This window comes from Pseudomonas sp. PONIH3, from assembly GCF_002934345.1.
GTDB classification, from domain to species: Bacteria; Pseudomonadota; Gammaproteobacteria; order Pseudomonadales; family Pseudomonadaceae; genus Aquipseudomonas; species Aquipseudomonas soli.
In genome coordinates this window covers 303,774-328,701 of the sequence record NZ_CP026386.1, presented here as the reverse complement: position 1 = coordinate 328,701, position 24,928 = coordinate 303,774, and the positions used below count along the sequence as shown (strand labels likewise).

At 57.0% G+C, this 24,928-nt stretch carries 18 protein-coding genes and 1 pseudogene; 5 read left to right on the top strand and 14 right to left on the bottom strand.

The genetic code is table 11. The features are described from left to right. The 5 genes from C3F42_RS01435 to proX all read right to left on the bottom strand — a co-directional run bounded on the left by C3F42_RS01435 (position 1) and on the right by proX (position 3,727). Complete coding sequence (locus C3F42_RS01435) at positions 1-723, bottom strand: LrgB family protein (protein WP_004577327.1); 723 nt, start codon at positions 721-723, stop codon at positions 1-3. Continuing rightward, positions 720-1,121, bottom strand: a complete 402-nt coding sequence (locus C3F42_RS01430) for a CidA/LrgA family protein (protein ID WP_004577326.1) — start codon at positions 1,119-1,121, stop codon at positions 720-722. The genes C3F42_RS01435 and C3F42_RS01430 overlap by 4 nt, the downstream gene beginning before the upstream one ends. 450 nt (positions 1,122-1,571) lie before the next feature. Beyond that, positions 1,572-2,591: an aldo/keto reductase gene (locus C3F42_RS01425; RefSeq protein WP_004577325.1), complete on the bottom strand. Its 1,020-nt coding sequence runs from the start codon at positions 2,589-2,591 to the stop codon at positions 1,572-1,574. 97 nt (positions 2,592-2,688) lie between these two features. Next, on the bottom strand, positions 2,689-3,060 hold the full coding sequence (gene pcaC, locus C3F42_RS01420) for a 4-carboxymuconolactone decarboxylase (RefSeq protein ID WP_004577324.1): 372 nt from the start codon (positions 3,058-3,060) through the stop codon (positions 2,689-2,691). Between the two features lie 61 nt (positions 3,061-3,121). After that, positions 3,122-3,727 carry a glycine betaine/L-proline ABC transporter substrate-binding protein ProX gene (gene proX / locus C3F42_RS01415; RefSeq protein ID WP_004577323.1) on the bottom strand — a complete coding sequence of 202 codons (606 nt, stop codon included), beginning with the start codon at positions 3,725-3,727 and terminating at the stop codon, positions 3,122-3,124. Positions 3,728-3,783: 56 nt separating this feature from the next. On the opposite strand from proX, the pseudogene C3F42_RS01410 reads away from it, so the two are divergent. The 5 genes and pseudogenes from C3F42_RS01410 to C3F42_RS29225 form a co-directional block, all read left to right on the top strand. Further along, positions 3,784-3,954: pseudogene (locus C3F42_RS01410) on the top strand (aldehyde dehydrogenase family protein); the annotation flags it as partial. 21 nt (positions 3,955-3,975) lie between these two features. Further along, positions 3,976-4,551, top strand: coding sequence for an aminotransferase class III-fold pyridoxal phosphate-dependent enzyme (locus C3F42_RS01405; protein ID WP_004577321.1), 576 nt, complete (start codon positions 3,976-3,978; stop codon positions 4,549-4,551). A gap of 315 nt (positions 4,552-4,866) precedes the next feature. After that, positions 4,867-5,268, top strand: a complete 402-nt coding sequence (locus C3F42_RS01400) for a hypothetical protein (protein WP_004577320.1) — start codon at positions 4,867-4,869, stop codon at positions 5,266-5,268. Beyond that, positions 5,265-5,585, top strand: coding sequence for a hypothetical protein (locus C3F42_RS01395; RefSeq protein WP_023102075.1), 321 nt, complete (start codon positions 5,265-5,267; stop codon positions 5,583-5,585). Before C3F42_RS01400 ends, C3F42_RS01395 begins: the two co-directional genes overlap by 4 nt. 610 nt (positions 5,586-6,195) lie before the next feature. Further along, complete coding sequence (locus C3F42_RS29225) at positions 6,196-6,354, top strand: hypothetical protein (RefSeq protein ID WP_156179934.1); 159 nt, start codon at positions 6,196-6,198, stop codon at positions 6,352-6,354. Between the two features lie 454 nt (positions 6,355-6,808). Here C3F42_RS29225 and C3F42_RS01390 read toward each other — a convergent pair whose 3' ends face one another. The 9 genes from C3F42_RS01390 to C3F42_RS01350 form a co-directional block, all read right to left on the bottom strand. Continuing rightward, positions 6,809-12,316 (bottom strand): DEAD/DEAH box helicase, encoded by a 5,508-nt coding sequence (locus C3F42_RS01390; RefSeq protein WP_031642613.1) that lies wholly within the window; start codon positions 12,314-12,316, stop codon positions 6,809-6,811. A gap of 17 nt (positions 12,317-12,333) precedes the next feature. Beyond that, a complete protein-coding gene (locus C3F42_RS01385; RefSeq protein WP_049955556.1) occupies positions 12,334-13,203 on the bottom strand; it encodes a hypothetical protein in 870 nt (289 codons plus the stop codon). A 158-nt stretch (positions 13,204-13,361) separates the two neighbouring features. Continuing rightward, positions 13,362-15,254: a hypothetical protein gene (locus tag C3F42_RS01380; RefSeq protein WP_004577317.1), complete on the bottom strand. Its 1,893-nt coding sequence runs from the start codon at positions 15,252-15,254 to the stop codon at positions 13,362-13,364. Then, positions 15,251-16,918: a hypothetical protein gene (locus C3F42_RS01375; protein WP_023102077.1), complete on the bottom strand. Its 1,668-nt coding sequence runs from the start codon at positions 16,916-16,918 to the stop codon at positions 15,251-15,253. Before C3F42_RS01375 ends, C3F42_RS01380 begins: the two co-directional genes overlap by 4 nt. Before the next feature lie 18 nt (positions 16,919-16,936). Beyond that, positions 16,937-18,223 (bottom strand): Druantia anti-phage system protein DruA, encoded by a 1,287-nt coding sequence (locus C3F42_RS01370; protein WP_228379868.1) that lies wholly within the window; start codon positions 18,221-18,223, stop codon positions 16,937-16,939. Between the two features lie 720 nt (positions 18,224-18,943). After that, positions 18,944-22,057 (bottom strand): DEAD/DEAH box helicase, encoded by a 3,114-nt coding sequence (locus tag C3F42_RS01365; RefSeq protein WP_004577314.1) that lies wholly within the window; start codon positions 22,055-22,057, stop codon positions 18,944-18,946. A gap of 3 nt (positions 22,058-22,060) precedes the next feature. After that, positions 22,061-22,567, bottom strand: coding sequence for a hypothetical protein (locus tag C3F42_RS01360; protein WP_004577313.1), 507 nt, complete (start codon positions 22,565-22,567; stop codon positions 22,061-22,063). A 14-nt stretch (positions 22,568-22,581) separates the two neighbouring features. Then, positions 22,582-23,082 (bottom strand): hypothetical protein, encoded by a 501-nt coding sequence (locus tag C3F42_RS01355; protein WP_004577312.1) that lies wholly within the window; start codon positions 23,080-23,082, stop codon positions 22,582-22,584. Positions 23,083-23,094: 12 nt separating this feature from the next. Next, the gene (locus tag C3F42_RS01350; RefSeq protein WP_023102079.1) at positions 23,095-24,618 is read right to left on the bottom strand and encodes a hypothetical protein; all 1,524 of its coding nucleotides are present in this window, start codon (positions 24,616-24,618) and stop codon (positions 23,095-23,097) included. Positions 24,619-24,928: the final 310 nt, after the last annotated feature.

Sequence of the window (24,928 nt, the reverse complement as noted above, 5' to 3'; positions counted from 1 at the left end):
TCAGGCAGGCCACAGGGAACTGATCAGGGGGACGATCACTGCGGTCAACAGTCCATTAAGGCCAATGCCGACCGCCGCGAACGCAGCCCCCAACCCACTGAGCGGAGCAATCTGCGCGGCGGCTACCCCACTGCCGGCGACCCCAGCAGCCAGCCCATGGGCACGCCAGTCGTCGACACGTAGCCAACCCAACACACTCCGCCCCAAGACTGCGGCTACGATTCCCCCGGCAATGGCCAGGCTGGCGGTCAGTGCGGGGACTCCACCAACCTCCTCCGACAATGCCATGGCGATTGGCGTAGTGACCGATTTGGGTGCCATAGAAAGCGCCACACTCCGATCCCCTCCCAGTAACCAGACCAGCACAACACCGCTGAGCGTCGTGGTGAGCGAACCGGCCAGGAGGGCCAACCCTACCCCACTCAAGCTGCGCCTCACATGGCTGAGGTTAAGTGCGAGTGGTACCGCAAGTGCGACAGTTGCTGGTCCCAAGAGGAAATTGATGAATTGCGCACCAGAATAGTAGGTGTCGTAACCGGTCCCGGTCGCTTGCAGTACCACGACCATCAATACGATGGCTATCAACACGGGATTCGCCCAGGCGGCCCCTGCACATCGACGTTGCACCTGTTGACCGACCACGAAGGCTAACAACGACAGCGACAGCCATAACAGAGGAGAGACTGCCAATGGTGTCCATAACGCAAGCAATGAACTAATCATGCCCGATCCTCTTCACTCGCCGATGCTTGACGCCGTTCAGCCAGACGCGTCAGGTGATGCATCACCAAGCCAGTGACCACCAGGCCAAGCAGTGTAGAAACTAGAAGGCCGACCGCAATCGGTATCCAGTCTCGCTCGAGTACACCCAACTCGGCCACAATACCTACGCCAGCCGGTACAAACAGCAATCCCATGTTACCGATCAGCGACTGCGCCACTTGCGTCAACGGCGCCGGTGCCCCATCACTTGGGACAATCCAATGGTTGGCAAAAGTGACCAGTGCCACTGCGAGCAGGAACATACCAATCACTGGCCCAGGTAACGGCAGATGGAACAGGCGCCGGGCAATTTCCCCCAGCAGTTGTGCACCGATGAGCATGGCGAAAGCAGCGGGCATATGAACCTCAGTCTAAGGTGTTGCGACCCGCGACCAGTCTAAAAACCTGAGCCACCCAGAGGTTGAAGACCAGTACAATGGACCGAACAGAGTCAGAACATGGCCCGTTCCCCTTTGCATCTGGAAGGACCGACGAGGTCATGCTGGCCTTTCGGGGGCGCGCTGAAAACCACCCGACTGGCAAATGATTTGTGCGGAAAGGGTATTTGAATGGGTATCCGCTGTGGAGAAGACATGGATACTTTGGCGAGCACGCTTTCTGACCTTTCAATGGCAACGCTGCAGGGTTGAACGTTACCACCACAGCCCGCTGGCCAATCGCCTGTTTGCTGCCCTACTTCGCCTCATACCCCGGCCTCGGTGGCCTGGCCGGGTAGCGTCAATATCGGCATTGAGCGCCAGCAAGTTGGTCTGCTCGCCATCCAAGTGAAGCTTACGATCGGCGGGACATTACCGCCGAGGCAAGGGAGAACTGAAACGCCCCTCGACCGGGTAGCTAGGGTCAGTGTAGTGCGGCGTGGAGCAATGCCCGGGCGGTACCAGGCTGTCGACGAAGCACTCGTCCTGCTCCTCGATACGCACCTGCAATGCTTCTAGGTAACCGTACCACTGCGCCTCGGTGCGAGGCCCGGCGATGACCGAGCTCACGCAGCGGTTGTTGAGGACCCAGGCCAGAGCAAAGGCAGCGCTGCTGGTGCCGCGCGAGGCGGCGTGGGCGGCGACCGATTGGGCAATGTGCAGGGATTCGCGCCGCCATTCGGTTTGGCGGATGCGCTGGTCGCCGCGCCCTGCCCGGCTGTCCGACGGTGGCGGGCCGTCTGGAGCGTACTTGCCGGTCAGAACACCCCGCGCCAGCGGGCTGTAAGGCACAACACCCAAACCGTAGTGATGGGCGGCAGGCAAATGCTCGACCTCAACGCTGCGGTTGACCAGGTTATACAGCGGCTGGCTGGCCACCGGCCGGTCCAGGCCCATATCGTCGGCCAGACGCACCACTTCGGCAATGTACCAACTGCGGAAGTTTGACACCCCGAAATAACGTACCTTCCCCTGGCGGATCAGGTCGCCGACGGCGCGCACGCCTTCTTCCAAGGTCACACCGGGAACGGCACGGTGGAAGTAAAGGATGTCGAGGTAGTCGGTGCCGAGGCGCTTGAGGCTCGCTTCGACGACTTGGTTGATCCATTTGCGCGACTGACCCTGGCGGTTCGGGGCAGTATCGACGGGTGAGCCGAACTTGCTGGCCAGCACCCAGTCGTCGCGCTGGGAGGCGATGCCCCGGCCGACGATACACTCGGCGGCACCGCCGGTGTAAACGTCGGCGGTGTCGATGAAGTTGACACCCTGGGCATGGGCGTGGGCAATGATGCGCTGGGCGGTCGGTTCGTCGGTCGCGCCGCCGAACATCATGGTACCCAGGCACAAGGGGGAGACCTTCAGGGCGCTGTGGCCCAAGTAGCGGTAGTCCATGAATATCACCGTGGGGAGGGTTGGAAGTGTGCCTGCAGCGGCTGAGTCACGGGGCGAACTCGCGATAGCGCTGACGCGAGAGCCCCGTGCCAGGGCATCAACCCTGCTGGAACACCTCACGGGCACAGCGGAAGCTGTCCACTGCCGCCGGCACCCCAGCGTAGATCGCCGCCTGCAGGAACACCTCGCGGATCTCGTCCTTGCTCACCCCGTTGTTCAGCGCGCCACGAATGTGAAGCTTGAGCTCGTGGGGCCGGTTGAGCGCAGTCATGAACGCCAGGTTAAGCAGGCTGCGGGTGCGCCGGTCCAGGCCCGGCCGGTTCCATACATCGCCCCAGCAGTATTGCGACACCAGTTCCTGCATCGGCATGCCGAACTCATCGGCGTTGGCCAGGGCGGCGTCCACGTAGGCGTCGCCCAACACTTCACGACGGGTCTGCAGCCCGCGTTCAAACAGTTCCTGATTCATGCAAGGTTCTCCGTTTCGATACTGGATAAGTGCCGGGGCGCCAGCCGCCCCGGCGTGACTGTCACTTGGCCGCGGCGATCCACTGATCGAACTGCGCCTGGTTGGCGCCGATCCACTGGTCGGCGAGCTTGCGGATCATTTCCGGCGAGCCGCCCTCCTTACCGATCGCTGCCTCCCACTGCGACCACACGGCAGTGGGGAAATGCACCTGCTGCATCAGTTGCCGGATCGCCGGGTTGTCGGCGAGGAACTGCTTGTTCGCCACCGTGTGGTAGTTCCACGAGCCCATGGCCATACGGCACGGGTTGGCATCGCCGGCGCAGCCCTCGACGTCCTTGACCAGCGCCGAGCCGTCGTTGGGAATGTCCGGGGGCAGCGCGTCCTTGGGCGTAGGCAGCCACAGCACGTCGCTACCCGGTACCAGCGCATTGGTCACCCACGACGGGCTCCAGGCATAGAAGAACACCGGTTTGCCGCCCTTGACCTTGGTCACCACGTCGGCCATCAGCGCCTCGTACTTGCCACGCACCTGGCGCACCGTGCCGGTCAGTTCGAACGCCTTCATCTGGTAGTCGATCACCTTGCCACAGCTCCACGCCGGGTCGCAGCTGGTCAGCTCGGCCTTGCCACTGGAGCCGAACAACGCGGCGACCTTCGGATCTTTCAACTGTTCCAGGGTGGTGATGTTGTTGGCCAGTTGGCCAGTGCGGTCTTCTTGTCGATCAAGTATCCGAGCAGTTGGAGTACGGCATGGTCGCGCTCAACACGCCGAAATTCACCGGCGCACCGATTCCTTTCGGTGGCTGGAAACAGTCCGGCCTGGGCCGGGAAGGCTCAAAACATGGCCTGGCCGAGTACATGGAACTCAAATACGTCTGCGTCGGCGGCCTTTGATCAAATAACAGGAGAACAACCATGGACAAGCAAAAGATCGACCTCATTTCGGCCCAGGATCGTGGCGCGGTACTGCACCCGTTCACCCACCTGAAGGACTTCGCTTCCGGGAAACTGGGAGACCCAACAATCGTCGAGACCGGCAAAGGTATCACCATCACAGACGCGACCGGCCGTGAGTACATCGACGGCTTCGCCGGCTTGTATTGCATGAACGTCGGCTACGGCCGCACCGAGGTAGCCGAAGCCATCTCCCGCCAGGCCCACAAGCTCGCGTACTACCATACCTATGCCGCGCACACCACCGACGAGTTGGCGCGGCTGTCCGATCGGCTGGTAAAAATGGCCCCGGGCAAGATGAGCAAGGTGTTTTACGGCCTGTCGGGCTCCGACGCCAACGAAACCCAAGCCAAGCTGGTGTGGTACTACAACAACCTGCGTGGTCTGCCGAAGAAGAAAAAGATCATTTCCCGTGATCGCGGTTACCACGGCTGCTCAGTCGTTTCGGGGTCCATGACCGGTATGTCGTTCTACCACGACTTCATGGACCTGCCGGTCTCCGGTATCTTGCGAACCGGCGCTGCGCACCACTACTAGTGATCAGAACTGAAAAGACCAAAAAGCGGTAAGTCAATCCCCCAAATCGACCCTGCCGCACATTCCCTAAACATTAGTTCCAGGCCGCCCACCGCCATCACGCGGCCTTAGTCGTTCAACCTGGCCCTTTCTGTGTCTACTGTGTCATTGGGGGATTCCAAGCCGTTGCTTGAAAGCTCCACATCCGTGACGTACATACGATTCCGCTGAACGACCGCCCTTGCCACGTCGACCATAAAAACCACAAAGCTATGGCTTTGCTTACTGTTGATTTGGGGGCATGCTGTTAACGAAAGGTCGCGAGGGGAACAAGTCATGAACCAAGAGGCATTTCAGTTAACCGCGCTGTCGGCTGCAGAACTGGCTGATTACCTATGCAACACGAAAGGGACAACCTCTCCAGGGGAGCGTTACGCCAAGGTCTTTGGCCTCAACCCAGCTGAGTTTGACGTTTACCTCACTACTTATCGCCAAAGCCAGTCAGATGGTGCAACCATGCCTGACTCCGAAGCAGCGCTACGCTTCATAACAGATGTCCTACGGGTGGTTCTGACGGTGACTGAGACCGGAGTTACTGTCGAGCAAGCCATTGGCTGGTTCCGCCAAGATCAATTGTTAACTTTCGAAGGGCGAACTGCGGAACAACTGGTCAGTCAGGGCCAAGCTGAGCAGGTGCTGCAATTTCTGGCCTCCTGGCAGGCCGGGAGCCAAGGATGAGTAACGACGCCTACCTACAGACCGGCCAGAAACCGAACTATCACTTATGCTATCGAACCATCCTTTGCGCCATGGATGAGCGATACGACATACGCGGCTATGTACTGGCGGAAATGGTGAGAACATGTCTGAAACACCGAGCTTGTCTATCTGCGGAACAGCGCGAGTACTTTATGCGATATGCGCAACCGGCGGCGATCACCTATCTCGAAAATCTAACGGCCGATTTACTGTTTGGTCCACAGGGACGCTTTTCACCTGAGGAGTATCGTTATTCACAAACAGCAGATATCAATCAGTTTCGAGGTCTCTGGTGAATACATGAAAAGAGCGCGCGCAGGACATTGGGCAGGATCGAACTCGCGCTTTATTTCGAAACCGATGAATCGGAGTATCACCAGCGAGCTATAGGTCCAACCTTGATCAACCAGCGCTGTTTTGCACTCACCTGAAACCCGTTCCACATTGTCCGCCAGACAAAGAAGGCGGGGTCGTTGCTACTGAGCCTTTTGTTTTTCACTCTAGCTTAGCGGGCCGCAACGTCCGATCAGTCGCACATCAGTAATGACGCGATGATCCCTGGCGGCATCTCCAACTGATGAGTCCTCTTGCGTTCAAATCAACGGGCAGCGATTTCGCCCAGTCGGCATCAAAATAGTCGCCGTCTTCATTGCACGAGTGACAGCGACACGCATGCTAAACGGGCCTGACGCACGCGATCCGCGATTGCTTCGGTCGGCAAGAAAGGATGCTACGTTTAATGAGATTCAACTGACCACCTCTAAGGTAGTCAGCTGAGCCTGATCCTTATGATCTCATGAGCGCTTCAGGGGTGTGCTTCCTTCAAGTAATGCCTTAACTCTCTGATGCGCACCGGGCATTGACGACTCATGGCTCCTCCTATTTGGGCAATTATGAGGCTTGGAGGTGTCTAGGAAACCAGGGGCGATTCAGTACGCGGGTATTCCGATCACCGCGTTCCTGTTGGTATGCGCGGTGTTCGTACTGGTCCAACGTTTCGGCGTCGATCTGATCCGACTTAGCTACGACGCCTGCCACTACCTGCATCCAGGGTATTCGCCGTGACCTGCAGCAAGGAATTCCGTGGAGCCCATGGGCAGGTGGGTGCTGGACAGTGGTTTTCTCGATCGCCAATGAGGTAGTCATTGATCCGATCAGCAACGGGGTCCCTTTCACGTCCGCCTATAGCAATTTGCTAGCAGATCTGGTCGGTGTTGGCAGCTTTCTCTTGATCGTCCACCTGCTTCAGATGCGCTCTGTAGCTGGATCCTGCCTATCCGGAAACAACTGTCCCTAACCGCGAGACAGCTTGCTCGTCCTGGGCGCAAACATTGCGTTCCAGCAGCAGTTGTCGAGCCAGTATGGCGCGATGAATGAGACTGCAGAAAAGACCTCCGTAACGATCGCCAACAAGCCGTGAGGGCCAGAACTGGCGGTTGAGCGTACGCTCAAAACGACCCGGCCAGTCACGGGGAGTGACTGGCCGGGCAACTGAACTTCAAAACTAGAACAGATCCACCTACGATTTAAACAGCGATTGTACCTTCAATTGGGCGTTCGCCAGATCCGAGCGTAGCAGGTACTCGTTGAGCCCGATCACTGCGTGAACTCCTGCAGTGCCGCCAATGGGTTGCTGGCGCTCCAGACTATCGATGAGCCCCGGGTAGCAGCCCACCGCTACCGTTTTACCCTCTCGGTCAACCAGCAAGGGAGCAGAGGGAATCGAGCCAACCCTACAGGCATACCCTGCTAACTCAAGGCTGGCTCGAAGCTGGGCCAGTTTCACCATCTGCCCCGTCGCCGGCAAACATGCCGGCTCCTCTCCTCGTATGGCGTACCGCAAGAGCATCGAAGCCAAATGTCTATCAAGGCGGTGTTGAAGATGTTGGTTATGGAAGTGATTGAGGCATTCTGTGCAGGAGCTCTCACATGTACAGTTCTCTAACAGCTCAAGAGTCGCGTCCAAAACCTCCTCCATGTGTCGAGCTGCAATCTCTGCGTACCCTGCCCCCCCTGACAACGTGTCATACAAAAATACATCCAGGATGCGAGCCTCATCCAGCAGCGCGGGTTCAATCCTAAAGCCAGAGCCGAATTCGGCAGGGTCCAGATCTAATTGCCGATGCCGACTGGCCGCTAGCCGCAGCGCTTCTGCAAGCGAATGCAAGGCATCTTCGAGAATGCGCAACACCACCCCGTTGACCGTATCGGTAACAATTGGCGAGGCGATTTTGAGGCGTAACAGGAGAAGGTCCGTATCGAAGTCATGGCCTAGCAACACGCGTGCGAATTTACCAGAGCACTTCGGCGGTGTTCCTTTTGGACCGAGTTGTTTGTATGGACGTTCATGGGCCCCCGCGTTTGCCTCCTGATCGAAGACCGAGGCATTGCCGCATTCCATGCAGACTGAAAAGCCACCCTCGCCTGTGCCTTCCTTGCCTCGGTTGACGGTGACGAGCGTGCGGTCTACCGCATGGGTAAAGCTCGCGTAGGGACCACATGCGGAAAAACTGAAAATCTCCGGATCAACGGGTTGTGGCAACTGGGCCATCGTCGCGTAGGTGATTTCTTGCTCACGGTCATTATCTGGCAAGTCAGCGGCGCTCTCCGGCCCGAAAACTTCTGGCACAATCATCAGTTCAGTTATCAACTGTTGGCCGCAGACGGGACAACCCGTTTGTTCCTTCGCTGACCGATTGGGGTCACGCACAAACGAGCAGGCTTTACAGTGTGTATGCGGTTTGGCGTTCTCGAAGAGCGGGCCCGCACGATTCACAACTCCCGGCGGTAGATCTGCAAAGACGCCTCCCGAACGGTAGGTTTTCTTGTCAATAACGATGAGGCGCCCCGGGGCATACTCGCTTAACGCTTTGATAATCGACTGCTGCGGTCGTTGCACCGTGCGCACGTCCCAACGATCTCGCGCGTTTTTAGTCAGCTTTTCTACTAGGAAGCTGCATAAGCTGGTCGGAAACGCGTAGCTGGGGAGCAATCCGTGATAGAACAGAAACTCCAGAAGCTCCGCCTGTTCGATACTTGATGAGGGATTTTCAATGTCCTGGGCTTCTTGTCCAGCGATTTCCTCATGCGTGGCATTCACCTGGATGGTTGAACCAAGCTTCTTAAGTTCCACGAGTAAGCGTTGACTGGTCGCGGCTAACCACTCCATCAACGAAAGGCCGCGGGTATCCAACCCCGGCGGTAGCCAAGCCACAATTGACTCTCGGAGATCGCCGTCGCTGGCGAGCACCCGACGTGTCACCCAAGCCTCAAAGCTCTTCAAGTTCGGGCCGGATTGGTCGGAACTGCAGAAGAAATCCTCGGTCGGACCAAGCGCTTTGAGCAACGACGAGGTTTTTTCAGTCGACGCGCCAGTGCCTTGCGCCATGATTTCATGGAAGAAAGTCTGGATCAGGTACGCGTGAAGATGCCGGCGCGCGATTTTCGCATTGTCTATCTTGACCTCCGGTGTACGTGGGGGGCCCGCCACGATACGCGCTGGGTTCAAGAAGTAGTGGCTGTCATGTGGTCCATTCTGTGAATAGGTTACGACGGTGGATACCGACGAACCGCGCCGCCCTGCCCGGCCGGCGCGTTGCTGGTAATTTTCCCGCTGCGGAGGAACGTTCCTCAGCGCCACCGCTACCAGCGAGCCAATGTCGACCCCTACCTCCATCGTCGTTGTGCAACTGAGCACGTCAATCGGGCGGTCCCGATCCTCAATAAGCACGTCCTGGAATCGCATTTCGTAGAGTTCGGTGGTGGCATGCACTCGACTGCGGTCACGGTTCGACAACTGCGCCGTGTGTTCCTCGACGCTCATGTTGGATAGCTCTGCACCTGGTGTTAGGGCGCGCGCCACCGGAAGTCGCCAGAACTCTTTGCGAGCCGTGACGTAATCGCTGTTTATCGGATCGATGGAGGACGCCGCGTCGCTGCCGCACGCCAGGCAAACCTTACCTGCCAAAGCGAAGGGCATCAGGGCTGTGCAGTCAGCGCATTGCGCCCAACAATGCGCCAAGTCGACGACAATGGCTAGGGAGTCAGGCACCAGGAACCAGTGACCATCGTCCTCCTCTGCCAACTGATCTCGGAAGATCGCTTCAACGCGCTGAACCACCTCACTCGACCAACCGAAATGGTTGATCAGGCTCTCTTTCAGCGATTTACCAAATTGACCGTTGCTGCCCCATGCCGGTTTCGAGTAGCCCGCAGCCTTGTAGCGGTAGGCTGACTCAATCGATCTATCGAATGCGTACTCTTGCAGCATCGAGTCTATCCAACCTACGGCCAACTCGCGGACGTTCGCTTCGCTTATCGCAAGCTCGGCATTCACCAGGTGCTGCCTCAACTTTCTAAGTTTCAGAGGCGTTGGCTCAACGAAACCGACCATGGTTCCGGACAGTGAGTAGTAGTTGCCACAAAGCAATTTAAGAAGGGCAATTTGGTAGCGCGCCGGAATCTCTTGTAGTGAAAAATTCGCCTCAATGGCTTCCGCCAAGTCAGAGTCATAATTGTCATCAAATAACTTGCGTGCGCTCTCAACTCGTCTTGAATCACCGCCATCGAACATAGGGAGGTCATGCTTGGTCAACACGGAAAGAAATGCCAAGTAAAGCAAGCCGGCGGGTTTGGCGGGTTTGTCTAAGTCCTTCAGTTTCTGACATGCCAAGGCGACAGCCTGCCGAAACACGTCAAGTTCAATGTCGCGCGGAATGTCACGCGCTAGTCGAGCGGCCTTTTGTCGACCATCCGAGAAAATCAAAACCTTTCGCCCTGCATTGGGATGCCGGGCATCTTTGGCTCGACTGGCAGGCTGCTTCGCCATTTGCGTCCTAACGAGCGCAGTGAACGGAGCCTCCCCTTTGGTAAGGTGATCCATGATTTTCGATGGATCATCTTTGGTATTTCTAATCTTACGCGTGCAGACAGGGCAATGATCAAAAGTCAGATCACCTGCGTCTGCCGCCTTGTCCGGTACGCGGACCCTACGGAACCCGGTTTCGTCTCTCGGCTGATCATCCGTGAGGATGCCGCTGGCCATGTGTAACCATTTATCGATGTGACGACTGCGGGGATGAGTGGCATCCTCAACGCACAACTCTATCGGCATCAGCGCAGAAATCGCACCATCTGAAAATGGACCGCTGGGCTGGTGCCAAACGAAGTTCTGCTCCTCGTTCACAAAACCACGCAAGAAAGCTGCCCCGCAATCACGATGCGTAAGCAGTTCATACACACGTCCATTGGACTTACAACCGCACTGGGTCGAGGGTTTCGTATACAGGCGGCCGAGAATCGTGGGCCCGTCGTGATCACCTAAGCGCTTGGAGCAAGTAGGGTTCACGCAAGCGAACAACCCTGGCAACCCCCGATGGAAGAGGTGCAGGCGAGTCGGCAGCAAGACCCGGCCATCCGTGCTCCGCTGTGCGTAACTCCCCAGCGCCAAAAGCGTGTCGGTAGCTTTTTGTGCGTCGACCGCTGGGTAATTGCCAAACAGGAGATCACTTAACTCATCTAAGCGAACTGCGCGACCCGATACAGCGGTAATCAAGTTTTCCAGCGGTTCGAACCCCGTGAGACGTTCAAACAACCAGTTGCGAAACGCGGCATGGTCCTGACTCGGCGGTTGGCTCCAGCCCAACCGTCGTGCCAGTTGCGCTGCGGCCTCGGTGGCCGCGACGAGGTCATCGGCCGAGCGCTGGAAGTCCGCCAAATTGAAATCCGCCAGCGCATTGAGTTGTTCTGCTGGCGCTGCCTGTGATGCGGAACGTTCCTCCGGCGTCCCCTGGATTACCCTGACGCGCCGTGGTGATGTATCAGCCAAACCGGTCAAGTCCCGCGCAAAGCGCTCGCCATCGACTGCCGCAGTTTCAGCAGGTCCCAGACTCGCACTGGTCATAATGCAGCGCATGCGTTCTCGTGGAATATCGAGCCGAGCGCAGAGACGTCGGATCAGCAGGGCCACCTCGGCCCCCCCGGCCCCCCTGTACATATGTGCCTCATCCAGCACGAGGATAAACTCGTTACGCGAGTCCGCTTTGAGCCATGCCTTCGTCTGATCAAAGATGTCGCGCTCGATAGGCCGCATGAGCATGTATTCGAGCATGGAGTAGTTAGTAATCAATAACTCGGGACAACGTGCTTGCATTTCATGGCGAGTCATCATTTCGCGGTCGCCAGGCTGGGTTTGAAGCCGACCGGTCCAGTTTTTTTTGGTGAAATTGTCGCCTTTTTTCTTACCCGATCCGTAGGTCTTCGTTTCGATGGCTGCAGCGCCATAGAAACCTACCAAATCCTTGCTTGGCCAGCGCCCAATCCTCACGAGCTCACCTTTCACGGCAGGCTTTTCGGCGACTTTGTTATAAAACTCTTCAAACAGCGGCTCTATGAAGCGCTCGTCACGCTCTTTGGAGCGCTCTCCCGGGTAGGGGGTGCGCCCGGTATAACTGCCGAAGCGGATCGGGTGGGAACGAGTCTGCGTTAAGATCGACGATGCGTCAGTGTTTCCTACTAGGCGACGGATTCGCGCCAATTGATCATTAACCAAGGCGTTCATCGGATAAAGCAACAGTGCCCGACAACCCGGCAGTTGCGCCGAGTCGGGCCGTTCCTGTCCCTCAATGGCTAATTGACCAATAATTGGCATAAGAAAGCTTTCGGTTTTGCCGGAACCGGTACCTGTTGCGACAACTAAATCTGCAGCCTCGTCACCTAGAAACGCAGTTAGCGCTTGCGATTGGTGCTCGTAGGGCCGAGGGTAAAGCCCGAGCCCCATGAGCGACAACTGGGTGAGCATATCGGCGGCGACCTTGGGAATGGGAAGTCGGTTGAACGGATCTCCAATTTTGTAGACTGAGGTCGCTTCCACATAAGGCGTCTGGACAATCGTTTCAGAACTTAGGAGAAGAGCGTGGCGCTCTCTCACGAGCCCTTCATCGCGAATATGGTATTGAGCTTCGATATATTGTCGAAGACTATCCGCCAGGCTTTTCGCAGTCTCATGAACACCAGATGCTTCATTCATAGAAATCCCACCCATTATTAACTTCCCTCGGCAAACTGGCGCTCAGCCACTTCCACGCTCAACCCTGCAAGTGCTTGGCGCACGAGCGGAAACAGCTCACGTGGTATCACATAGTCGGTCGTCCCTACGCCGCCGCCGAGTGACGGCAGTTGCCAGCCCAGTAGCAGCGCTTTTGTCTCTTCCCGTGGCAGGTAACGATGCAGGCGCAGTCGAACATGTACTTGCGACACATGCGCTTCAACCTTCATGGGATGACCGGCTTGCACGTCGAAATAAAACTGCAAGCGCCTCGCCTGTTGCGGTCGCAGTCCCGTCAGTTGCCGCAGACACCCCCGCGACACCTGGACCACAAAATACTCAAACCGTAGACCTGTACGGCATCTGGCGAGGAAGAGCCCTTCGGCGGTCGCGCAAGCAGACAGCGCGATCCATTTACCACTGGTCCGAATTGAAATGTCCGCTAATTCAGTCGTCGCGGGCGCCAGTTGCTCTTTGGCGCTGGTTAACAACTGGGTCGACCACGCCTGCAATCCTTCGATGGGGGAGCCAATCCATTCGTTTGGCTCCCAGAGGTCAATCCGTTCCGCGCAGGCATCGACGTTGACTAGTCTGACCCGCCCTGCCCCGCGCATCGCGATTGGCCAGGGAAAGGTTTGTGCGGGCCCCCCGCCGATGATCACTGCCTGCTTGTCCCCAAGTCTGACCGCCTGGGGTGAAGGCGTTAACCAACGTCCGCCGTCGAGTCGCACCAAATCCCCAAGGTCACCCAGACTGTACAGAATCGCCTTGATACCTGGTTCAGCAGCGTGTTCGTCGTCGAGAGTCGGCCACAGAGGCGTCAAACGCTGGCGGACTATACTTGTCAAACTGAGCGTGGTCGCAGGCACCCAAGCTTCCCGGTCATTCCTGGGCGCGGAACAAAGATAGGATGCAGCCCGCAAGCACTCCGCTACTGCTGCGACCCTTAATCCTTCACCGTCGTTTCTGCAGCCCAAAGCGGCGGCCAAGGTTTTCCGGGTGGCGTCGCGATTAACCCCCACCCACTTCACTCAACACTCTCCGCGTGCACGGCGTCCGCGTCGATGTCGCTCAGTAACTCGGTCGTGCTGCGGGTAAGCGCCTCTACTGGCCCCCCGAGTGATTGAGCCCATGGCAGTGCCCATTGCTTCATCACGGTGTGAAGCGCTCGCTCAGAAGGACCTTGCAATACTAGTCGCAATTGAGCGTACGCTCGGTCAGCGATCCTGAGCCACAGGTTCCCTGGAGCAAAGTCCACCTGCCCTAGACGCTCCCTCAGCGTGCTTAGCAGTGCCAATGGAGTGTTTTCAGCCTGGTTGTGCAGGGCTTTCCAATCATCCACGGTCAGTTGGCCGAACTGCATTAACGGCATCTGCGCCGATAACCCACGCATAGCAAACTCGTCCGTATCAAACACCGGCCCGAGTTCTGACAGCGTCCCGCCGTCCGGAAACGCCGCAGGGCCGTGGGTCCAAGACGCAATCAGAACCAAGCGACTGTTAACACTCGTGGCGAACTGACGACGTGCCACAACATCGCGAATGGCACTGCCATACACCTCGAATGCCGACCTGTTCGCGCCTTTGAGCAACAAGCATCCAGACGACTCGGCTACCACTTCGAGGCAATCTGTCGCTGCGTCCTCTGATACTAGCCCTACGGGAACTCGCCACTCATGGAAGATCGCCCCTCCTACCGCTGCTGCGACCGCATCTGCGATTAAATCCGCGGTTGAACCTTTGAACTGAATAAGTTGGCCGCAGATGATTGCCGCCAAAATATGCCGCGCGTAGCTGTTGGCCTCGCGCTTCACTACGCCGCTTGCCTGAAGGTTGTTGGCAATGACCTGGCAGGCAACTTCTATGGAGTTTATTTCGACGAACGGACCTGTTGCTTCGTTCTCGATCAAGCGGACGCGTGATTGACCCCCGACTTCATGGCTCGGTCCGACGACTCGAGACTCCTGGGTGTTGACGCGCGCGTGCAGTGAAGCAAGGTTGGCTGCCGCGGCATCCCAGTCGAGACCCCGGGCGTTGAGGATCGCCAGTGCTTCCTCGAGCACTAAAACCCGCGCACGCTCGGCAACCAAGTTCTCTACCTGGGCAGCTAGGGCGCTTACCCTCTCCGAAATGAGCTCGCCGCGCACGTCTGAGTCAGCCAGTGCTGTCGACGCCTCCTGCTGCGCGCTACCCGTTGACTGAGCCAGTTCGCTTACCTGCTCCAAGCGCAGATCGACGCTTTGCAGTGCGGTACGCCACTCAGCGATATCCTTGTGAACACCACTGAGGTTGGCCGTCATCTGCTCAACCGCTTCGGTGGTTACTGTCGCCGTCAGTTCAAGTTGGTCAATGCGCTCGGCGATTTCCTCGGCCGCCGTTTCAGCTAAGTCAAAATAACCCTCAATTTTATCCAAACGGCCCGGCAAACCATCAATCATCCGATCCCTGGCGAGGGTGGAAGCCGGATGAAAGCTATTCAGGGCGGCCTGCATGGCAGGATCTTCGGCGAAACCACTGTACGTCGCCAGCCGCTCTACCGTTTCCCTTGAGGCATCAGGATACAACTCGGCTAAGCGCTTGAAGAAGCCAGCACCCGCATCCGCCAATTGGGGGGAGGTGTCTGCGGTGGGAAAGGCACTGTCCAAGCGGCTTTTGGCCCACGCTACCCACAGGCTAGCGAAGGCTTGCCAGTCAGCCTCGCTTTTATGTCCGGGCTGTGGATGCGCCAGATGCCCGATCAAGCGCCTCTGCTTTTCCTTGAATTCAGGTGGGGATCCTCGCCTAAAGCCGGGAATTGAGGCTTGACGATCAAAGAACGACTTGCGAAAGGCATGGGGTACCTCTTCGATGAACTCGGTAATCATCATTGTTCCGAGCGCCGAGATCCGCTCTCTTGCCTCTTGGCTGTACAGGTAACTCATCGCGAGACCCCATCTCCTGAAGATCGAATATCAAATCCACGTGCACGCACATCAGCCGCCAATTGCCGATAATTCGGTACCAGTCCCGGATTGGGACGCGCGGCCAAGAAGGCGTTGACCAACCCTTGGTCACTGCCAGAGAGTGCAATCGCTCCGCCAGCGTGTAGCTGAGATAGAAAACAACGCAGGCGCAATCTTAAAGACCGCCCAAGCGAAAGCAGTACGGTTGTTGGGTTGTCCATCGGCTGCGTAGCGCCGATGGACAACCGTCCGAACCCGCCGAAATCCAGGTAGATCTGGTATTTGGGGTCGGTGATATAAAGTTTGAGCAGGCTATTCAACGCAGGGGACAACTGGCATTTCTGCGAGGTGTGGTCATCCGTCACGTCGCTAGACACAAGGTGCCGGCTCTCCCTATGCCCATTAGGTGAAATAGCCTCTAGCCTTCCCCTGGTGCCCATCGGCATTGCCAGAGAATCGAAACACAGTTCCTGTGCTCTCGTCGCCATGACATAGGTTTGGCATCCCCTGCGGTGCAATGGGGCAACAACACGTTCCCCTTTATCGTCAATGAAAACCAAGTCTACCGTAGGGTGTTTGTAGCTTCGCGCCAGCGAATTATTCTTGGAAAAATACTTATCGACATCCGGATGCCCGGTTTTTCCGATCCTGAAATCATCGCTTCCTTCGCGTATCACAGTGAATAGCGCAGGTGACCGATCGGGCGCCGTTACAGAAATGCGATCATTCTGGTTAACGGCTTGCAAGGTTGGCCCGCCGTCGTGTGCTCCTCCCGGCATCCGGTGAGCGGCGAGGATGACCGCTTCAGACTCGATGTATTCAACCGTATTGATGCTGGAGTAACGGGTAAGGAACGGCCAAATGGTTGTGATCGAGGGTGTCGCAGGCATAACGCTCAGTTGGGTAAATTCTTCCAACCACTTTATGCAGGCCTCTGACGGGGTATCCGGAACCGTTACCAGGGCCAACTGCCATCCATGCCTTGACTTGAACCTGTCCACCAGCAGTTCCTCAGGGAAGACTGGTGTCGCCGGTACTGACCATAACAGGGCATAAGTCTCGGAGCGACTTAACACCTGCGCGCGGGGGAAGCCGCTGTCGCCATCCCGACCAATGGCGGTGAACACGGCTGCACCCACCGCAGATAGGCCTGGGCATGTCCTGGCAACGCCTGATACGAACAAAGGGTCCGGCTTGCCTTCGAAGGAAATGATTTTGTAGTCGTTTGCTGTGGGCTCTGCGGTTACCCTGAAACCTGAGCCCATCCCGCGCATATTAAGCTTCTGCACCCTGCCGCCGACATCGAGGTTGATGTAAGCGTGACATGTACGACAGGGAGGCAAGACTAATTCAATCCACCACGCCCCTGCGTTCTCACCTTTTTTTATCATCAAGCGCAGATCCATCTGCCGCATCGATGCTGGTTGAGCCTTATCAGAGTTGACATGGCTCAGTGGCCCGGACATGAAATAAGCGCAGGAACTGGAGGACACGCCACGCCAGTGGGCGAAGTAGTTTTTCCGCGATGGCCCTGAGCGAAGCCCCACCCGCATGCGGCAGAAAGAACAAATATAATATCCGGAGCGTGTCGCTAAATCTGCGGTAACCGGTTTATTCGTCACTCGATCTATGGCGTAATCCATCGCTCATACCCTTCGCATTCATCCGCGCAAACTGATAATACGCCGCGGCTCAGTGGCTAAATGACCGTGAGCCGCGAAAAGCCGTGCCTGATGGCCGTAGAGGTGGATGAGATCCGTAGATTTCCAACAGCGAAAGTCAGGCCTGTTCATTGAACGCGGGATCAACCACCGATTCAGTGCTAACTCACCGATTTCACGGACTGACAACAGTGATTGGGTATCCGGCTTTCCGCTGCCGCTGTGGAGAAGCTTCGCGGCGTTGGTTGCCAATTGACAAATAAATACTTCACGCTGGATGCCGTGGCGCATGAGGTCGTCCTTGAATCCTAGCGCCTTAAGCGCCGCTCGCGTGGTGCGCAACCGCCAGTTAGGACCTTGGCCAAAGGCGTGCTGGTCTGCATATTGATGATCGAGATCTCGGAGATAATCTCGAAGCTCAACAAACAACCAGTCGGGTATATGGAAATGGCCCCAGCCGCCGGTAAAGCCAATGGACTTGAGGTATTGCGTGCCACCCAGCTTCAATCGGTTGTAGACCGCGGAGCGCCCCATGGATGAGGTCGTCACGACCGCCAACAGACGCGCATTTTTTTCCGCCTGCGAGATAATGCCGGTGGACCCGCCGTAGGCACTGGCAAAATCATCATAAATGTCCCGACTGCGAAGGAGACAAGCAATCAGCTTACCGCCCAGCAAGGCGTTATAGGGTGGGATCGCGCCAAGGACATATGCATCCATCAGGTTGACCAGTCGGGCAGCTCGGTCATTAGTATTCCAGCCGATGAATTTGTCTCTTACGCCAAGGTTGAAAACCGGATCCCCTATGGCGATCAACCCCATCAGTTTGCCATTCGCCTGGTCCCAGACTAGGTAACGCAAGCGCCTGCCAAAACCATTGGACACGGGCACAGACCACGACAACGATGCGAGCCGAAAGAGTTCGCTCTGCCACGTACCTGACGAGACGCGCTCAAGAACAGGGGAAATTTTTTCTGGCACCACCTCTCGGCCATCGGCAAAGTACTGCATTAGCTTGGCGCCGCTGCGTACAACGAAGGCTTCACTGGCGGAGAGCCGTTCTTCTCGTTGGGCCCCATGCAATGCGCGGATCGCCTCTTTGCCATTTCCAGGTGGGCAAAGAGCACCTTCCTGGGTTTTAGTGAAACCTAGCTGGTGCAAATGCTCTCGCACTTTTCGCTTGAGATTCGCTTCTCTCGGATTAACTCCAATAATAATCGCACTGCCGGTTGGCATACTGTTGCATCCCTGCTTGGAGTTTATCTCAACGAGGTAGGCGAAATACAAGCCATGCTGTTTCGCTTCTGCCGCCCTCAAAAGTAATGCGCACAGACGCCAAAAGCACCGCGCGTCGAGGGGGAATACGGGTCACTGCCGCACGAGGTCCGATCCTACACCGCCCCCGCCATTTTATGAAGAGGCGTACAGGCAAACTGACATTACCGGCACCGAGTTCGCCTGTATGCAGAATGGAGCAACCATTCTCCTGCCCCATTGCCGAGACGATAAGGGTAGCGCCGGAATCAGCCCGATCGACCGCCCCGACCAAGGCCATCCTGAGGCACGCCTCATCCAGATCTTGAACGCAACCCAGAGCTGCCGCACCAAGCGGTAATTGCCCAGCGTTCTCACTCCGCCGCCCACAGGGCTTTCGCCCCAGCTTGACGAGGCGGACGCGAAGCACCTACCCGCCAAAGCGATGGGCAACGTTCGAATTGCTCAGCAAGCGTGTCGGCACGTGTACAGCCAGCAGCACACTGCTCACTAGCGCCAGCCAGGCCGACCTCGCAACGCAACGAGCGCTGCTGCACGACATCGTGCTGCTCGGTCCGCCTCCCCTGCGGCCAGCCGGAACTGTTCGACATGCTCCAGCAGTGTCCGCGCTTTGATCAGGGCGAATAGCCCCTGGGTTTCGCAGACCTCCCCAGACCATATAATGAGTCCCCAATAGGCAATACCATGGCCTTCGACGGGGGCATCGGAAAGTGTGTTGGCCGAACGGCTACATCAAATCGCCGAAGCCGTTGACACTGGGAACACCGCCGGCACCAGATCCTTCGAAAACTTTGCTCCGTCGGGAAGCGAGATGACCTTCAGGCTGTTCTTGGCGCGCCCCGCCGCGATCAGTTCTGCCATCGGTCCCGCGCCGCCGGCTGCCAGACAGTCTAGGTGCCCCAGGATGATGACTGAGTCACGCGCTCTGGAGAGCGCCACATTCAATCGATGGCGATCCAAGAGAAACTGGGTGTCCCCACTTGCTCTGGTCATCAACAGGATCACCATGTCAGCTTCTCCCCCCTGTACAGCATCGACAGTTGCAACGGACAACTGGAACGCATAGTGCTTATCCGCCGTATCACGCGTGACAATTTCCAGTTGCCCCTTGTATGGGCAGATAACCAACAGCTTCAAGGAGACTCTCGCTGCACTAACCCTTTTGTGCAGAGCATTGAGCAATTGATAGAGCGCGGCGCGCTCTGTGGAGTTGACCAACGAGTTAGGCGTGTCTCCCGTACCTGCCTTCCTATGCCGGTAATTCTGCATCTTGGAGAAATCTACAAACAGTGCGCGGGCATCGGTCAGGGACCAGTTCCCCGCTTTGCGATGAGACGTCAGTTGCTTCTGGTAAAACAGAGTACTGACTAGGTCACCAATGTTTTCATGCATCCGGTATTGCACGGTTAGCATGCCCTTGGCTTGCGGTCCTAGCCCCTCATACAGTTCCTGGAAAAAGTTCTTGCGCAGCAGGGTTTCGACCTCCGCCAGCGGCAACGTATACCCGATGCGCTCATCCAGCACATCAGTGGTCACCGTTGGCGGCAACTGGTTGTGATCCCCGACCAGGACTACCCGCCGAGCAATGGCCGCCGGGATCATCAGTTCGGCAGCAAAGGCCTTGCCTGCTTCGTCCACAATCACGCAATCGAAAGGTTCCTTCAACAAGGCGAAATCAGTACGCGCCATGCCCGTGCAGGTAGCACCGTGGATCAATTTGTCACGGAATGTCCAGCGGCTAGCAGCCTCACGCCCCTTGCGCGACTTCAGCAGAGACAGCCAAGCTTCGTGCAATTGAGGACTGATTTCTGCATCTCCCGCGCTCAAAGCATCGACTTTAATTTGATGCCAATTGGGCTCAAGCGCTTCACTAATCTTGTCCTGTTTTCCGTAACGCACTGTAACTGGCCGCAAATACTCTGCTGCCTCAAGCAGATCCTCGATCAGCTTGGTCACCGCGACGTGAGTAGGGCCGGTAATCAGGATACGCGGCCAGAGGTGGGGAGCTTGTTCCGGGAACAGTGTCTTGAGCCACTGAACCAGCGTGGTTGTCTTCCCGGCACCTGGAGGTCCCCACACCGCCACTACGGGCTCGCGCGACGCCAATACTTGAAGCACAGCGTCCTGCCCCAGATTCAACGTCTCGCCAGGCTCCGGGCTGAGTGTAAAGATGGCGTTGTGAACCGAGGGTGCCACAAAATCACCAGTGATCGCTTTCTCAAGAGCTTTGGATAGCGTTTCTTTTTGATTGCCCTCCCTGACCAATTCAAGCCGAAACAAATCGAAAGGGTTGATCTCGGCTTCGCTCATCCGCTTATGCGTGTCCAGGATGAATTCGCAAATACCAAGTTGGGCATCCAAAAGCTTGAACGACTGCAGAGGCCATACACGATCTCGCCCGACTGCTCGTAGGCGAGGTGAGCCTTGCTCGCCCAACGCGTCCTTCAACCAGCCAGGAACACCTTGGGAACCGAGCAAGCCTGTCACCTTACGCCCGTTTTCCTCGACCTGGCCGGGAAGAAAACCACAGCTTGCACTTTGCTCCAGGTAGAGCTGCTGCTCACGGTACACCAACGAGAGTTTGCGTAAATGCAGGGCAACCTGTCGTTGACGGGCAGCCTCGCGCTGGCCAAGGCGCTCTTCATTCAAGGCACACACAAAGGACTGGAAACGATTGCGGTTGGCCAACTCTTCATCCGTACTCCCTATGAGGACGGGGGTAAGGGCCACGTAGCACCGCAAAACGTCTTCAGGCGACTCACGAGCCTCAAGCGCGTCCAGCAACCGAAAACATCGCTGCTCGGCATCGGCCTCAGTGACTAGGGCATAACGGCCCAACTGAAAGACAAGACGGCCGTCATCATTCTCATAAATGTGCCAAGGCCTATCCTGGATTGCCGGTGTTTGAAAATAGTCCCACATCTGATGGATCAGGGGGATGTGCTCATCACAGATGCCCAGGGCGACTGGCCACCAATACTCTTCCAGGCCTGAGATACGAGGGTGCAATCTCACCGGCAAACTGTGGGACCGCGAATCACCGAGCACGTCGGTGAGCGTCCAGCCGTCCGCAAATACTTCCAACTCCGCGCCTGGTTTAATCCATTGCCCTTCCTGCCTGCCAAGTGGCAAACGCAAGGTGGCATCCTGCATCTGCAACTGGGCCTCATTGTTATCCAGGCGCACGACTGTCGCTGTCAACGGCTCGCCACTGCTGCCTCTTGCTGCATCCAACAATTTCACTTTGGCACTGCCAATGCGGGCGAAGCGTGCTTCATGATCAACCGCATAGAATACTCCTCGACCATCAAACGCTTCGGCCTCGACGGTATAATTCTGCAGACGCCCGCGTAGACCGTGTGGCAACGAAATCACGGCGCCCTCGCAAGGGTAGTCCGCAGGCATTTCCAGCCAGGCAACGGTCGGCAACTGTGCGGGCACCTCACCAAATAAGGTGCGAATATACTGCGCGGTGGTTTGAAGGTAGGCGCGTTCGGCTGTGACGCGCCCCCGGGCAAGCTCAATTTCAAGCATCATCTGACGGAAGCTAGCTGATTCACGCGCGCCAAAGCGGGCTTTCAGTATCTGTCTGGCCCGTGCGTGCGCCCGTTCCAACTCACTGGCGATTTCGGACCGCATCGCCAACTCTCTTTCAAACATCTTCACGAGTTGAACCAGGTAGGGACGAATCAGCGCAGCAGTTTTGCGTTCATGTGCACCATGAATAGCAGCCAGTTCAGCTTCTAATGCTTCAATCTCAGTATTTACATCATCCAGACGTTTCCCATTCCACCAACTGATGGCAGTGGAAGTCAGAGTGATGCCAGCCAGCAGTAGCATGAACATTGATCAGCGTTTCCCTGGTTGGACTAATTCGACCAGGCGACCTACCAGAACCTCCATGCTCGCCCGCACCTCGCGCTGGTGATCATCGTTGATCAAGGACGGATCCATGACGGCTTCAAGCTTCTCGAATACTCTCAGAAGGGGCTTGAGCACATCGTCAACTTGGTTCAACCGCTGAAGCTCGGGCGCATTCTGCGCCTGGATTTTTTCGAGCTCTTTTTGTGCATGTTGCACTTGCGCCTCGGCCAGGCTTACGCGTCCCTTCCATTCAATAGAGGTTTTGTGCAGTTCCACCGCCGAATGCAATACACCAACCAGATCACGAAGTAGACCAATACCCTCGGTAAGCACTTGGGCGCGATCGCCACTCATGGCGGTATCACGCTTGATCCGCGCCTGGCGCGTCTGCTCCTTGGCCAGGTCGAGGGCATCATTGCCCCCGTTGGTGGACTTGCTGCGGGGTGTAGCCTTGGCAAGACTGGCGGGTAGTTTGAATCGTTCATTGGTCATGGTTGAGACTCCGGTCAAGCAACACTGGTGTTGAAGTATTCCACGCTACGACGCAAGCCTTGATCAGCCTCCATTAACCGCTCCAGAGCCGTTTCAAATGACTGAACATCAGGCAGGTCGCCTTTCCTGATCAGCGCCAATTCATCCAGGCAATGGCGGGTCAGTTGAACGCAACGCAGCGTCATCCGCCCCACAACCTGACGAACAGCGGCTGCTTGTGTCATCTCCCTTCGCGCCAGATCAATATCCTGGGCAAGTGCCTCACGCTCAAGCTCCAGACGCTTTTCCTCCTTGGGGATCAGAGCCTTCAAGCCGTCGCGGTGCACCTGGGCTTGGCGTAAAGTCAAGTAGGAGTCGATCGCCCCGAGTACCGCTGATGCTGCTTCAATGCTCATGAGCACCGGGTTGGCGCCTGCAGTGGCTTTCTTCAGGCCTCCCGCAATGCCATGTCGACTGGCCGCCGAGATGAAGGTTTTTGTAAAGTAGAACGCATGCCTTGGTAACTGAGTGCCCATAGTCCTTCCACGTCAAAGCTGAACCCAACACCATGTACCAGGGCCTGCCTTTGCCAAGCGCTGAGCGATGTCGTCAGGCATGTGTTGAATGAAATCCTCCGCACACACTGAAGCCTCCTGGGCCTTGACGCCGCCCTCGCGCGGCGCCCAGAGCGTGCCCGTTGCAGGCTCCCAGTAGAGCTGTTGCGCTGAATCCCGATAACGCACCATGAGCAACGCGTCACACCCTCTCTCCTTGGGAGGTGGCCTGAACGGTGGTCGCCCTACAGCGTGAAAACTCTTCCACAGCCCTGCGAGCACCCAATGCTGGGATACCTCAAGTTTCAAGGCTCTCCAGTTGGGGGTATGCGACAGGAACAAGTGGACATGGGGGTTGCGGAGCATGGCCGTAAGCTGTTCACGTTGCACCTCGCCGATCTGAGCGCGGAGCAGCAGACCATCAGGCAACTCGTCCCCCCTCAATCGCATGAAACGGCTCTGTTGTTTGTGGCTGAATACTGGGGTGGGCAAATGTCGAGGGTACGTTTGAGCCACAGCGTCAATGGGATGAACTTGCTGCTCTGCAGGTGCCGCGCTTGCAAACAATCCAGCGACGCCAGAGTCATTGAGCAGTTTTGAAGTAGCCACGCCTGCTAATAATCGCTCGCCTGATTGAGTGATGGTCTCACCGGCCGCCAGCCCCTCTTCTCCAAGCAACGCCACAATCTCCTGGATTGAAACCAACGGAAGGCCAGTCAGTTCGGCGATTTCACTCACGCTCAAATGCTGGTTCAACGCCTCAAGTGCGAACAGTGCAACCGCGTCGCAGCGTCTGGGGACCCGCGCGAACGTGCGCACCTGAAACTCGGTTGCTTTGAAATACAACGTGATTCGTGGCGACTCAGGCTGTGGCAAGCAAGCCTTGATGCTGGCAGTAACACGCCCGTTGCGAGCACGCTTCTCCGTCAGCCAATTTTCCTCAAGCAAAATAGTACTGATCTGCACAATGTATTCTTGAGCAAGGTCCAGCACCTCTGAAGGATGATCTATCCAGCTCCAACTGATCTCGGCCAATGGCACCCGGAGCACAAGCGCGCCAGCCAACAGCCAGGCGCCTCGATCATCAAAACGCTCGACCCGCGCACGCACTGCCGTGCCTGGCTGCAGGTTGCCCAAAGCGTTACGCAGCCGGGCCTCGGTCAGCGCGTGAACGCTGCCCCGCCAGCCCCTCTGGTCCCGGCTGGTCAGCACGAACTCCACATTGTCGCCTACGCTGAATAGACTGACCGGGTTCTCGAACTTGGCGTTTGGGCTCAACAATTCATGTTGAGGAATCAGTACGGTCGTGTCTTGGTACTGTATCAATACAGATTTCGGCAAGATCTTGACAACGCTACCTGCAACGATCCTTCCACAGTTCTCCGCACCAAGCGAAGTACTCGGCCCCTTGGGAGGACGTGAGGGGGAAGCCGCGCGATGCGTGCGCTCCGGTTGAGAATTACGCCCCGATAGAGACGGCTCAAACGCGTTCAGTAATCGTGAAAGAAAATCGAGCAAGCAGCGTCTCCGTCCATTGAAGGCTGATAAAGATTGCCATCCGCATCATCGCATCATGTTGTGGACTGCCGGTGCGGTTTTCGCACTCGGGCCTTCAGCATCCGCTAACGGCTATCGACTCGCATTTGCCCTCCGCAATGTACGGTTGTGAAAAGTACTAAAACGCACTTTTCAATCCTCACGCAAGCCGCATTGGGCTTGTGCTGGATTGGCAGAAGGATGATTCATTCACCCCACTACTGTGGTGGAGTTCGGGCAAGCGCATTGCAAGCCTTATGTTAGAGGCTTTCTGCCATACCCACAACCAACG

Bases quoted from the DNA above. Each gene is read 5' to 3' on its own strand.
- C3F42_RS01430 (WP_004577326.1), bottom strand. From the start codon at position 1,121: ATGCCCGCTGCTTTCGCCATGCTCATCGGTGCACAACTGCTGGGGGAA.
- C3F42_RS01405 (WP_004577321.1), top strand. From the start codon at position 3,976: ATGGACAAGCAAAAGATCGACCTCATTTCGGCCCAGGATCGTGGCGCG.
- C3F42_RS01435 (WP_004577327.1), bottom strand. From the start codon at position 723: ATGATTAGTTCATTGCTTGCGTTATGGACACCATTGGCAGTCTCTCCT.
- C3F42_RS01365 (WP_004577314.1), bottom strand. From the start codon at position 22,057: ATGTTCATGCTACTGCTGGCTGGCATCACTCTGACTTCCACTGCCATC.
- C3F42_RS01390 (WP_031642613.1), bottom strand. From the start codon at position 12,316: ATGAATGAAGCATCTGGTGTTCATGAGACTGCGAAAAGCCTGGCGGAT.
- C3F42_RS01400 (WP_004577320.1), top strand. From the start codon at position 4,867: ATGAACCAAGAGGCATTTCAGTTAACCGCGCTGTCGGCTGCAGAACTG.
- C3F42_RS01355 (WP_004577312.1), bottom strand. From the start codon at position 23,082: ATGGGCACTCAGTTACCAAGGCATGCGTTCTACTTTACAAAAACCTTC.
- C3F42_RS01395 (WP_023102075.1), top strand. From the start codon at position 5,265: ATGAGTAACGACGCCTACCTACAGACCGGCCAGAAACCGAACTATCAC.
- C3F42_RS01425 (WP_004577325.1), bottom strand. From the start codon at position 2,591: ATGGACTACCGCTACTTGGGCCACAGCGCCCTGAAGGTCTCCCCCTTG.
- C3F42_RS01380 (WP_004577317.1), bottom strand. From the start codon at position 15,254: ATGAGTTACCTGTACAGCCAAGAGGCAAGAGAGCGGATCTCGGCGCTC.
- C3F42_RS01375 (WP_023102077.1), bottom strand. From the start codon at position 16,918: ATGGATTACGCCATAGATCGAGTGACGAATAAACCGGTTACCGCAGAT.
- pcaC (WP_004577324.1), bottom strand. From the start codon at position 3,060: ATGAATCAGGAACTGTTTGAACGCGGGCTGCAGACCCGTCGTGAAGTG.
- C3F42_RS01360 (WP_004577313.1), bottom strand. From the start codon at position 22,567: ATGACCAATGAACGATTCAAACTACCCGCCAGTCTTGCCAAGGCTACA.